The sequence below is a fragment of the Collinsella sp. BA40 genome, from assembly GCF_008014645.1.
In the GTDB taxonomy this organism is placed as follows: domain Bacteria; phylum Actinomycetota; class Coriobacteriia; order Coriobacteriales; family Coriobacteriaceae; genus Collinsella.
Genome location: NZ_VOWY01000002.1, coordinates 51436 through 63225, shown reverse-complemented (window position 1 = coordinate 63225; position 11790 = coordinate 51436). Strand labels below are relative to the sequence as shown.

Sequence of the window (11790 nt, the reverse complement as noted above, 5' to 3'; positions counted from 1 at the left end):
GTCGTGCGTGCCTTGCCGAGACGGTATCGGCGCGCAGCGCCGAGGCTCGTTGGGGCCTGAAAAACGGACGCTCATCGCGCTTCGTAGGGCTCTCCCCCTCGAAGTGAGTGGATTTTTGCGAAGGGGGTCGATATACGTTTTTGCATCAGCTGTTTACCTGGTCTTTTAGTGCTCTCCAGACGCCGATTTTGGCCTGGTAACGCGGGTTTCGTAATTTTCCACTCACATCGGGGGGGGGAGGGGCCCGGATGCGCGCCGGATTGATGCGCCGGCCCGCGGAAACAAAAGACGTCCGCTGGGAAAACCAGCGGACGTCTCAAATGAGGGGCTCGAGAGGGCTCGATGTGCGACTACTCGCCCAGCAGCGCCTTCTTCATGGAAGCGGCGGCCTTCTTGCCGGCACCCATGGCGAGGATGACGGTAGCGGCACCGGTTACGATGTCACCGCCGGCCCACACCTTGGGGTTGGACGTACGGCCGTCCTCATCGGCCTCGATGAGGCCCCAGCGGTTGAGCTCGACATCGGCGCAGAGCTTGGCAAACGGGTTTGCCATGGTGCCGATGGCGGTGATGGCAACATCGCAGGGGATCTGATACGCGGAGTCCTGGATGGGAACGGGGCGGCGGCGGCCGGAGGCGTCGGGCTCGCCGAGCTCCATGCGCTCAAGCTCGACCGCGGAGACGAAGCCGTCCTCACCCTTGATGAACTCGAGCGGGTTGACCAGCTCGAGGATCTTGACGCCCTCTTCCTTGGCGTGATGGACCTCGGCCAGGCGCGCGGGCATCTCGGCCTCGGTGCGGCGGTATGCCAGCGTCACGCTGTCGGCGCCCAGGCGCAGGGCGGTGCGGGCGGCGTCCATGGCGACGTTGCCGCCGCCGAACACCACGACGTTCTTGCCCTGGCGGATCGGGGTGTCGTAGACGGGGAAGTCGTAGGCATGCATGAGGTTGGTACGCGTGAGGTACTCGTTGGCGCAGTACACGCCGGGGAGGTTCTCGCCCGGGACCTTGAGGAAGCGGGGGAGACCGGCGCCCACGGCGAGGTACAGGGCGTCGAAGCCCTCTTCGTTGAAGAGCTCGTCGGCGTCGAACAGGCGGCCGGCAACGGAGTTGTACTCGAAGTGGACACCCAGCTGCTCCAGGCCGTCGATCTCGCGCTTGACGATGGCCTTGGGCAGGCGGAACTCGGGGATGCCGTAGGTCAGCACGCCGCCGCCGGTGAAGAAGGCCTCGAAGACGGTGACGTCGAAGCCCTCGCGGGCGAGCTCGCCGGCGCAGGCGATGCCGGAGGGGCCGGAGCCCACGATGGCGACCTTCTTGCCGTTCTTGGGCTTGCACACCGGAGCGCGGCCCACCTCGCCGGCCATGTCGCCAACCATGCGCTCGAGCTGGCCGATGGCCACGGCCTCGCCCTTGCGGCCGAGGATGCACTTACCCTCGCACTGGTTCTCCTGCGGGCACACGCGGCCGCAGACGGAGGGCAGCAGGTTGTCGCCCTTGATGGTCTCGAGCGCTCCGCCCCAGTCCTCTTCGCGGATGCGCGCGATGAAGCCGGGGATGTTCACGCCGACGGGGCAGCCCTGCATGCACAGGGGCTTCTTGCAGTCGAGGCAGCGGTTGGCCTCGGCGATGGCGTCTTCCTTGGTGAAGCCCGTGTCGACCGGGCGGAAATCGCACGCGCGCTCGGCGGCCGGCTCCTCGTTGGGAGCGGTGCGGGGAGCGCCGATGTTCGGGCGATACTTCTTTACTTCTGGCATGCGCAGGCCTCCTGGTGACGCTTGGTGGATACGGCCTCTTCGCCGCGGTAGCTAGCCTGGCGCGCGGCAAGGTCATCCCAGTCGACCGCGCTGGCATCGAAGTCGGGTCCGTCGACGCAGGCGAACTTGGTCTCGCCGCCAACTTCGACGCGGCAGCATCCGCACATGCCCGTGCCGTCGACCATGATGGGGTTGAGGCTGGCGATGATGGGAATCTTGTGCTCGTGGCAGGTGAGGGAGGAGAACTTCATCATGGGAACGGGGCCCACGCAGAAGGCGTGATCGATCGAGTCGGTCTCGCACAGGCGCGCGAGCGGCAGGGTCACGACGCCCTTCTCGCCCATGGAGCCGTCGTCGGTGGTGACGAACAGGCCGGCGAGCGGCAACGCGTCGAACTGCTCGTGCAGGATGAGCAGGTCCTTGGTGCGGGCGCCCATGATCACGTAGACGTTCTTGCCCTGCTCGCACAGCATGCGTGCAACGGGGTAGGCGATGGCCAGGCCCACGCCGCCGCCGATAACGGCCACGGAGTCGCCCTCGACCTCGGTGGGCTGACCCAGTGGACCGGTGATATCGCGGATGAAATCGCCCTCGTTGAGCTGGGAGAGGCACTCGGTGGTCTTACCGACGACCATGAAGATGAACTCGATCCAGCCCTCCTCCGGATTCCAGTTGGCGAAGGTGAACGGCACGCGCTCGCCCGTCTCGTCGATGCGCACCATGAGGAACTGGCCGGCGTGCGCCTTCTTGGCCATCCTCGGGGCGTGGACGCGGAACTCGAAGACCTTCTCCGAGAACTGCGTCTTCTTCAGGATTTCAAACATAGAACCCCTCTCTACCTTTTGGACCGAATGGGGCAGGCGCTCCCAGGCGGCCCATGTTGCAGGCACTTGTGTCCGTATGCGGCGTCGTATGTGCGAACGCGCATACAGTATCAAGTATACCCCCGTGGTAGCAGGGGTTACCTACCGAGCGAGTCGAAAACTGGTCAACGACGCCCCGTCATTCGGCGGCAGGCGGAGCTGCCGGGCTAATGCTTGCCGTTTGAAGCCGCTCCGCCGTTCACGTGGTCGCGCGCGTAGACGACGCCCTGGGTGAGGGCCAGGCCGGCGGCGTCCGCCGCGCGGGCGCAAGTGGCCTCGAACTCGTCGAGTTCCCTGGGGCGGAACTGCTTGAGGACGAAATCGGCTACGGGCATGCGGCCGGGAGGATTGCCGATGCCCACGCGGATGCGGCTGAAGTCCCGGCCGCCCATCTTGTCGATGATGGAACGCAGGCCGTTGTGCCCGGCGTGCCCGCCGCCCACCTTCACGCGCACGTCGCCTTCGGGGATGTCGAGCTCGTCATGGATGACCAGCAGCTCCTCGACCCCCACCTTGTACTGCGCGCAGAGCTTGGAGATGGGGCCACCGCTCGTGTTCATGTAGGACTGGGGTTTCACCAGCACGACTTCACGGCGCTGTCCCTCGGCCTCGGGGTCGTGGACGGCTATGACGGCGACCTCGGCGCCCAGCTGCGTCTTCCAGTACGAGACGCCTGCCTGGCGCGCCAGCTCGTCTATAGCCTTGAAGCCGGCATTGTGGCGGGTGTGCTCGTATTCGTCGCCGGGGTTGCCCAAACCGGCAACCATGCAGATCTTCTTGGGGGCGGCTGCTGCCATTGATTCTCCTTCGTACGCGTTCATTCCGCTATCCATTGTGACGCCTGGCGCGCGGCTGTCAAAGTTCGCGTTGCCAAAATGCGCTGATAATGCGCACGCTTCGATCGCGGGCGATAGCATCAAGCTGATTGGATTCGTTTTGCCAAATCATGCAATCCACCGTACTATAGTGAACAGACGTTGCACAGATTCGAAAGGATGCGCGCTATGCCGCAGTATCGCGAGCTCACCGAAAGCGAGCTTAGCGTTGAGTTGTTTGATCAATTTGAGCGCAAGCAGGTCGTGACCGATTGCCGCCGCAAGGTGGATGGCGAATGGAGGGTCCTGGCCGATCCGGGCGTGGACGATTGGACGCCCGAGGATTACGAGTTCCTGGTTTCCTGCCTCAAGCGCACCGTCGAGACCGGCGGCGTGGTGTGGGGCGCGTTCGTCGACGGCGTCCTGAAGGGCTTCGCTTCGGTCGAGCGCAAGGCGTTCGGCAGCGAATCGCAGTACATGGAACTCACCAGCCTGCACGTTTCCAACGATGTGCGCCGATGCGGTATCGGTGCCGTGCTCTTCTTGCTCAGCGCCGATTTCGTGCGCAACCTGGGTATCAAGAAGCTCTATATCTCCTCGCATTCGGCGGTGGAGACGCAGGCGTTCTACAAGGCCATGGGCTGCGTCGAGGCAACGGAGTACAGCGACGACCACGTGCATCAGGCGCCGGCCGATTGCCAGCTGGAGTACGTGCTGTAGCGCGCCCGTATCAACGGAATGAAAAAGAGGCTCGGACGACGCGTGGTCGTTCGAGCCTCTTCGCATGGCGCGCGATGCGTCGGCGTGTCGTGCCTACAGGGCGAAGTCGCCGCCCACCAGGGTGGAGACGGAGCGCTCGTGGTACACGGCCTTGATGGTCTCGGCGAACTCGCCGGCCACGGAGATGGTCTTGATCTTGCCGGTCTCCTCGACGGGGATCGCGTCGGTGACGACGCACTCGACGATGGGGGCGTCGTTCAGGCGCTCGATGGCGGGGCCGGAGAAGATGCCGTGGGTGGCGCACACGTAGATGTCGCCGGCGCCCAGGGCCTTGAGCTCCTTCACGTTGGCGCACAGGGTGCCCGCGGTGTCGATCATGTCGTCGTTGATGATGCAGGTCTTACCCTTGATGTCACCGATGATGCCCATGACCTCGGCGGCGTTGTGGCGCGGACGGCCCTTGTGGGCGATGGCCAGGCTGCAGCCCAGCATGTCGGAGAGCTTCTTGGCGGCCTTGGCGCGGCCCACGTCGGGGGAGACGACCACGAGGTTGTCGGTGTCGAAGCCCATGGCGTCGTAGTAGTCGGCAAACAGCGGCAGCGCGGAGAGATGGTTCACCGGGATGTCGAAGAAGCCCTGGATCTGGCCCTGGTGCAGGTCGAGCGTGATGATGCGGTCGACGCCGGCGCACTCGAGCAGGTTGGCCACGAGGCGGGCGGTGATGGGCTCGCGCGGGCCGGCCTTGCGGTCCTGGCGGGCGTAGCCGTAGTGCGTGATGACGGCGGTGATGGAGCGGGCGGAGGCGCGCTTAGCGGCATCCGTTGCGATGAGGAGCTCCATGAGCATGTCGTTGACGTTGGCGCCGGCAACGGACTGGATCAGGAACACGTCGGCGCCGCGGACGGTCTCGTCGTAGCGCGCGTAGATCTCGCCGTTGGCGAACTGCTTCAGGGTGAGACCCGAGAGCTCGACGCCCAGCAGGCCGGCGATCTTCTCTGCGAGCGGACGGTTGGAAGAGCCCGAATAGACGCGGAGGATCTTGTTCATATCCACCGTCTTCTTGGGATCGGTTGTCGGCATTTCCCTTGCTCCTTTTTGTAGTTGCTGCCTTGACTGCCTAAACGTATTACAGACGAGCGCGCCTGCGCTCGGTGTAACCCTCCAGGACGCGCTGGTCGGTGCGCTCGAGTGCGAGGGCGCCGTCCGGAACATCCTTGGTGATGGTGCCGCCCGCGCCGGTGATGGCGTCGGACCCGATGCGAACCGGCGCGACCATCATGGTATCCGACCCGATGAAGGTGCGGTCGCCGATGACGGTTGCGTGCTTGTTCTTACCATCATAGTTGCATGTGATGGAACCAGCGCCGACATTTACGCCAGCGCCCATGGTTGTATCGCCGATATAGGAGAGATGCGGGACCTTGGAGCCCTCGCCGATGGTGGACTTCTTGATCTCCACGTGCGTGCCGGCCTTGGAGCCGTCGAGCATGTGCGTGCCGGGGCGCAGGTAGGCGCGCGGTCCGCACTCGACATCGTTCTCGAGGACGGCGTCGACGGCGATGGTCTCGTCGATCACGCAGCCGTTGCCGGCGCGGGTGTTGGTGAGGCGGGTGTTGGGGCCCAGCTGGCAGCTTTCGCCCACGGAGCAGGTGCCGATGAGGTGGGTCTGCGGCCACACCACGGTGTCGCGGCCGATGGTCGCGTCCGGGCCGATCCAGGCCTGCGCGGGGTCGATGAACGTGACGCCCTCCGTCATGAGGCGCTCGTTGATGCGGTCGCGCGCGATGGCGGTGAGCTCGGCGAGCTGGACGCGGGAGTTGACGCCCAGGCCGTCGCGGTAGTCCTCGCAGTGGAAGATGCTCACGGCGTGGCCGTGGCGCTTGAGGATCTCGAGCATGTCGGGCAGGTAGTACTCGGCCTGCGCGTTGTCGTTGGTGACCTCGCCGATGTGGGCGGCCAGCAGCGCGCCGTCGAAGGCGTAGCAGCCGGCGTTGCATTCCAGCAGCTCGGCGTCCTGCTCGGGTGTGCAGTCCTTCTGCTCGATGATGCGCTCGACGGCGCCGTCGGCATCCAGCTGGATGCGGCCGTAGCCGAAGGGATCGGGCGGCGTCATGGTGAGGACGGTGGCGGCGAGCTCGCCGGTTGCCACCGTTTCGGCGAACAGGCGCACGGTGTCGGCCTGGATGAGCGGCAGGTCGCCGTTGAGGACCACCACGGGGCCGTCGGAGATGCCGGTTGCCTCGAGCGCGACGCGCACGGCGTGGCCGGTGCCCAGGCGCTCGGTCTGCTCGACCGTCTCGACGCTCACGGGGCTGTCGGCGTAGGCGTCGGCCAGGATGGCGCGGACCTCGTCGGCGTGGCTGCCGACGACCACGACGACGCGCTCGCACCCAGCGGCGATGGTGGCGTCGACGACCCAGCGGATCATGGGCTTGCCGAGGATCTGGTGGGAGACCTTGGCGTGGTTCGACTTCATGCGAGTACCCTCGCCGGCAGCGAGAACGATCGCGGTTGCGTTCATGCGTACTCCTTCGTATGGCGTGCGGAAATGCGTGCGGCGCGAAAGCGCCACGTCGATTCGATGATAGCGCAGCCCGCGTGGCGCGGACGGCATATGCCGCGCGTTCGCAAACAATAGGGATTTGGCGGCGTGCGGGGCCGGGGCGCGCCGCGCGGCCGGGCCGCGGCCCGGCGGTGGATACAATGGTGGGACGAGAAAGCTATGGGCGCCGGTCGGCGCTTGCAGGGAGATGGAGGGGGTCGCTCCATGGCATATCCGAAGGAGCATCGGGCGGACCGCCGCGCAGGCGGCTGCGCGGCGGTGGATGGCGGCATGACGCGTCGCGCGGTCCTGGCGGGCGCTGCGACGGCGGTGGGCTCGATGCTCGCGGCCCCCGCTCGCGCCCAGGCGGCTTCCGCCGTCGAGGAGCTGCCCGAGACGATGGAGACCTCGGCCGAGTTCAACGGCCCCTATACCGCGTGGGCGGGCTATGCCAGCACCGCGCGCCATAGCATCGCGTCGGGGGCCGTGCCCGTGAAGGCGCCCGCTTCGCCGGAGGTCGCCTGGACCGCGGGGCTGGCGGCCCCGACCGATGCGCTCGCCCTGCGCCAATCTGGTCAGAAGACCATGCTCTATGTGCTTGCGGGCGCGGCCATCGAGCGCCGCGATGCCGCGACGGGCGACCTGCTGGGCGCCGCGGAGCTTCCCGCGCCCGCCTGCGCCGCCGCGCAGCCGGTGTTCGCGGAGGCCTCCCTGGCGGTGGTGCTCGAGACGGGCCAGGTGGCGGTGTTCGACGAGGAGCTCGCGCCGGCCTGGGTCTCCGCGGCACCCGCCCTTCCCGCGGGCGCCGCGTCGTGGGGCATGTCATCCCAGGTGGTGAGCTTGGGCGGCGCGCTTCACGCGGCGCTCGTCGCGCTGGATGCATCCGGCGCCGCGCTCGGCATCGAGCTGTTCTCGCTCGCCGGCATCGACGGCTCCCTCTTCTGGAACGCGCGCCTTCCCGTGGGCGCCGGGGCTCCCGCATCGCCCGTGCCGCGCCTCATGGCCGCAGGGGAGGGGCTGCTCTTGCTCGACGGGGGCTCGACGGCGCGCCTGGTTGACATCGCGTCCGGCGAGGTTTTGGACGAGGTGATGCTCGCGGGGGCGATCGAGGGCCGCGTCGCGGAATGCGGAACGGGACTGTCCGTGGAGCCGCGCGTCGCCGCGTCCTGGGTTGTAGGCGACGCGTCGGGATCGGTTTCGCTGCTGCGGGCCGTCGATGGACGGCTGGAGCTGGACGGGACGTCGGCGCTCGTCGTCGCTAGCGCTCCCTGGCGCCTGCTGTCGTTCGCCCCGGCGGTGGCGCGCGGGCATGCGTATTTCTGGGCTCGGCGCCCGGGCGATCCGGTGGACGCGGCGGTCTGTTTGGACGTTGCGCTAGATCGGATCGGCGCCGGCGAGGTTGGTGAGCCGGTGGGCGGCGAGCTGCCGACGCCGGCGGCTCCGCTGCTGGCGGTGGTGTGCGGAGCGAGCGATGCGGTCGTGACGCTGTACGCCATCGCCGCGTCGGGGGCGGTTACGGCGATCGAGGGCGTCGACGGCGCCGATGCGGCGTGTGCGGCGTCTGAGCTGTGGAACCCGTCCGGCGCCATACCGCGCACGGAGCCGCTGATCAACCGCGATGGCACGCTCTTTTTGGCGACGGCTCCCTCGAACGGGTCGAAGGGCGGCTTGCTTACGGCCCTCGCTCCCGACGAGGCCCGTTCCGCCGCGACGCCCGTGGGGGGCAGCGAGGGAATCGACACCCTGGGATCGGCGCTCGCGGGCATAACGCTGCCGAACGGCGCCGGCGTGGGCGTGGGCGCGCTGTTCCTGGCCGCCACGTTCGGCCTCTATGCGTTCATCCGCAACCGCGGTGGCAGGCAGCGCCGTGACGAGGGCGTGGACGAGTGGCGCGAGCAGCGTGGCGAGGACGACGGGGACGACCTCGACCGCGGGTCCGGCGCCGCATGGTAGGGTCCGAGGAGGGATACGCGGTGCCGCCGGCGGACGAGCACACCGCGTTCGACACGGCGCACCCGGCGGTGCCGGCGGTCTACCTGGCGTTCACGCTGGCGTTCACCATGTTCTCGTTCCAGCCGGTCCTCATCGCGCTCTCGCTGGCGGGTGCGCTGGCCTACGGCTGCTGCGCGCGCGGCGTGCGCGAGACGCTGGCGGGCTTGCGCTGGCAGCTGCCCGTGGTGGCGGTGATCGCGTTGCTCAACCCCATCTTCTCGGCGTCGGGCTCCACGGAGCTGTTCCGCCTGGGGGTGCGCGCGGTGTACCTGGAGAGCCTCTGCTACGGCGCCGCCATGGGTGCCCTGTTCATCGCGAGCGCGTCGTGGCTGCGCGCGGCCGCGTCGCTGCTGTCGTTCGATAAGGTGATGGCGCTGTTCGGCAACGCAGCACCCGTGATCGCGCTTATGGCCTCGATGACCATGCGCCTGATCCCGCGGTTCCTGCGACGCGGCGACGCGGTGCTTGCCGCGCAGCGCGCCGTGGCCGTTCCGGGTCGCACCCGTGGGGAGCTGGTGCGCGAGCGCCTGCGCCTGTCGAGCGTGTTGATGGGCTGGGGCATGGAGGATTCGCTCGAGACGGCCGATGCCATGCGGGCCCGCGGATGGGGCGGCGCCCCCCGCCGCACCACGTTCTCGCGGTATCGCTTCACCCGGGCCGACGCCTGGGCGCTGGCGGGCTTGCTGGCGGGCGGCGCGGCCGTGGGCCTTCTGGCCTGGGCGGCCACGTCGCAGTATTCGTTTTTTCCCGTGATGAGTCGGCTGGTGCCCTGGTGGGGATACGTGCCGTATGCCGCTTGGATGCTGCTGCCCGCAGCGCTCCATCTGTGCGAAAGGAGGCGGTTCGCATGAGCGAGCCAACCCGGAGGGGGTTCGAGGAAGCGGCGGAATGCGCGCTCGAGGTACGCGACCTCTCCTTCACCTACGCCGGTGCCGAGGAGCCGGTCCTGCGCGACGTGAGCTGGCGGGTGCCGCGCGGCTCGTTCGCGTTACTGGTGGGGGATACGGGTTCGGGTAAGTCCACGTTGCTGAGCCTGGCCAAGCCGCAGATCGCGCCCGCCGGCGAGCGGGAGGGCGAGGTGCTGGTGAACGGGCGCCCCGCGTGCGGCATGGATGCGGCGGAGTCCGCGCGCACCGTGGGCTATGTGTTCCAGAACCCCGACAACCAGATCGTCTGCGAGAGCGTGTGGCACGAGATGGCGTTCGGCCTGGAGAATCTGGGCACGCCGCAGGACGAGATGCGCCGCCTGGTGGCGGAGACGAGCTATTTCTTCGGTATCGAGGATTGGTTTCGGTGCGAGACGGACACGCTGTCGGGCGGGCGCAAGCAGTTGCTCGCGCTCGCGTCCACGCTGGTTATGAAGCCCGAGCTGCTGCTGCTCGACGAGCCCACGGCCCAGCTCGACCCGATCGCCGAGAAGAACTTCCTGCACGCGCTGTTCCGCGTGAACCGCGAGCTGGGCTGCACGGTGGTGGTGGCCACGCACCAGCCCCGCGCGATGCTGGATTACGCGACCTGCGCGTTTCGGCTGCGCGACGGTTCGCTGGCACCCGTCGAGGACCTGCCCGAGCTCGATGTTCGCCCGCGGCTCCTCGAATCCGTCGACGGCGGCCGCCCGGGCGTCCGCGCGGAGCTCGAACGGGCGGCCGCCGGTGCCCCCGCTGGACGTGGCAGCCGCCGCGCCCGCGCGGAGCAGCCGGCGGCGAGCGTGTCTCGCGGGTGGTTTCGCTACGGGCGCGATGCCGCATGGGTGCTTCGCGGCATCGACCTCGTGGTGCGCCCGGGTGCGATCCACGCGCTGGTGGGTGGCAACGGCTGCGGCAAGTCCACGCTGCTGTCGCTCCTGGCGGGCACGCGCCGGCTCCAGCGCGGCGCCGTGGCGCGCTTCACGGAGGCCAAGGCGCTGCTGCCGCAGGATCCCCGCGCGCTGTTTGCCGAGGAGACGGTGGACGACGAGCTTATGGAGTGGTCGGGCGGTGGGCGCTATGGTCGCGCGGACGTGGACGATATGCTCGCGCACCTGGGGCTCGTCCATGCGGCCGCGCTGCATCCGTACGACTTGTCGGGAGGCCAGCAGCAGTTGCTGGCGTTGGGCAAGCTCTTGCTGGTGAAGCCCGAGCTGCTGCTGTTGGACGAGCCCACCAAGGGGCTCGACACGGCTTCGCGCCGGCTGATGGCCCGCGCGTTGGTCTGGTGCCGCGACCATGGTGTGACCGTGCTCATGGCCACGCACGACCTCGACTTCGTGAACCAGGTCGCCGACGACGTGTCGATGGTGTTCGACGGCCAGATCGCCTGTACGCAACCGAGTGGGGAGTTCTTTACCGGAAATGTCTACTACCGACCCTAGCATGCCCGCATCCGCCCGCCTCGCCCGCGGGGCGTCGCGGGCCCTTCAGGTGCTCGAGCTGCCGCTGCTCCTGGCGGTGCCGGGATGCATGGTCGCCGCCGGCCTGAGCGGTATCGACCAGGCGGGCCTCGTCATGCTGCTCGTTGTTGGCCTGGTGCTCGCGCTGTTCTTCGCCGGTTACGAGGCGGGCAAGCCGGCGCTGCGCCAGATCATGCCCACGCTCGTGCTGGCGAGCCTCGCGGCGGCGGGGCGCATCCTGTTCGGCGCTATTCCCGATTTCAAGCCCGTGTCGGCCATAGCCATCATCGCCGGCGCCGCATTGGGTCCGCGCAGCGGGTTCATGGTTGGCGCGCTTGCGGCGTTTACCAGCAACTTCTTTTTTGGGCAGGGTATGTGGACCCCATGGCAGATGTATGCCTGGGGAGCCGTGGGCTATCTGGGCGGCGTTCTGGCGCGCCTGCGGTTGTTCCAGAAGCCGGATGGCGGCGTGCGCTATGCGGTGCTCGTCCCGTTCGGCTTCCTGTCGGGTCTGTTCTACGGCGTGATCATCAACGCGTTCGACGTGGTTGCCTACGTCCGCCCGCTTACCTGGCCGGGCGCGCTGGCGCGCGTGGCCATGGCGCTGCCGTTCGACCTCATGCACGGTTTCGCCACCTCGGTGTTCCTGGCGGCGCTCTATGCGCCGTGGACCCGGCGTATCGGCCGGGTCGTGCGCAAATACGGCATCTGACGGGAATGGTGGTTCGGCCCG

10 protein-coding genes are annotated in these 11790 nt (G+C 68.0%); 5 read left to right on the top strand and 5 right to left on the bottom strand.

Features of this window, described 5'->3' with window-relative positions; translation table 11 throughout:
• Nucleotides 1–350 precede the first annotated feature (350 nt).
• From gltA to pth, 3 genes are all read right to left on the bottom strand, one after another.
• The gene (gene gltA / locus E4J93_RS01420; protein WP_147587703.1) at nt 351–1757 is read right to left on the bottom strand and encodes an NADPH-dependent glutamate synthase; all 1407 of its coding nucleotides are present in this window, start codon (nt 1755–1757) and stop codon (nt 351–353) included.
• The gene (locus tag E4J93_RS01415) at nt 1745–2581 is read right to left on the bottom strand and encodes a sulfide/dihydroorotate dehydrogenase-like FAD/NAD-binding protein (RefSeq protein ID WP_147587702.1); all 837 of its coding nucleotides are present in this window, start codon (nt 2579–2581) and stop codon (nt 1745–1747) included. The genes gltA and E4J93_RS01415 overlap by 13 nt, the downstream gene beginning before the upstream one ends.
• 206 nt (nt 2582–2787) lie before the next feature.
• Entirely contained in the window at nt 2788–3417 is a 630-nt protein-coding gene (gene pth / locus E4J93_RS01410; RefSeq protein ID WP_187231554.1) for an aminoacyl-tRNA hydrolase, read from the bottom strand.
• 207 nt (nt 3418–3624) lie between these two features.
• Between pth and E4J93_RS01405 the strand changes: the two genes are divergently transcribed.
• A complete protein-coding gene (locus tag E4J93_RS01405) occupies nt 3625–4155 on the top strand; it encodes a GNAT family N-acetyltransferase (RefSeq protein ID WP_147587701.1) in 531 nt (176 codons plus the stop codon).
• A 93-nt stretch (nt 4156–4248) separates the two neighbouring features.
• Here the strand turns inward: E4J93_RS01405 and E4J93_RS01400 are convergent, their stop codons facing one another.
• Nucleotides 4249–5235 carry a ribose-phosphate pyrophosphokinase gene (locus E4J93_RS01400; protein WP_147587700.1) on the bottom strand — a complete coding sequence of 329 codons (987 nt, stop codon included), beginning with the start codon at nt 5233–5235 and terminating at the stop codon, nt 4249–4251.
• Nucleotides 5236–5281: 46 nt separating this feature from the next.
• Nucleotides 5282–6676 (bottom strand): bifunctional UDP-N-acetylglucosamine diphosphorylase/glucosamine-1-phosphate N-acetyltransferase GlmU, encoded by a 1395-nt coding sequence (glmU, locus tag E4J93_RS01395; RefSeq protein ID WP_147587699.1) that lies wholly within the window; start codon nt 6674–6676, stop codon nt 5282–5284.
• Between the two features lie 246 nt (nt 6677–6922).
• Between glmU and E4J93_RS01390 the strand changes: the two genes are divergently transcribed.
• From E4J93_RS01390 to E4J93_RS01375, 4 genes are read left to right on the top strand one after another with little or no spacing between them, the layout of a single operon-like run.
• Nucleotides 6923–8650: a hypothetical protein gene (locus tag E4J93_RS01390; RefSeq protein ID WP_147587698.1), complete on the top strand. Its 1728-nt coding sequence runs from the start codon at nt 6923–6925 to the stop codon at nt 8648–8650.
• On the top strand, nt 8644–9540 hold the full coding sequence (locus tag E4J93_RS01385; protein ID WP_147587697.1) for an energy-coupling factor transporter transmembrane protein EcfT: 897 nt from the start codon (nt 8644–8646) through the stop codon (nt 9538–9540). Before E4J93_RS01390 ends, E4J93_RS01385 begins: the two co-directional genes overlap by 7 nt.
• Nucleotides 9537–11039: an ABC transporter ATP-binding protein gene (locus E4J93_RS01380; protein ID WP_147587696.1), complete on the top strand. Its 1503-nt coding sequence runs from the start codon at nt 9537–9539 to the stop codon at nt 11037–11039. Before E4J93_RS01385 ends, E4J93_RS01380 begins: the two co-directional genes overlap by 4 nt.
• Nucleotides 11020–11769 (top strand): DUF6580 family putative transport protein, encoded by a 750-nt coding sequence (locus tag E4J93_RS01375; protein WP_255431862.1) that lies wholly within the window; start codon nt 11020–11022, stop codon nt 11767–11769. Before E4J93_RS01380 ends, E4J93_RS01375 begins: the two co-directional genes overlap by 20 nt.
• Nucleotides 11770–11790 lie beyond the last annotated feature (21 nt).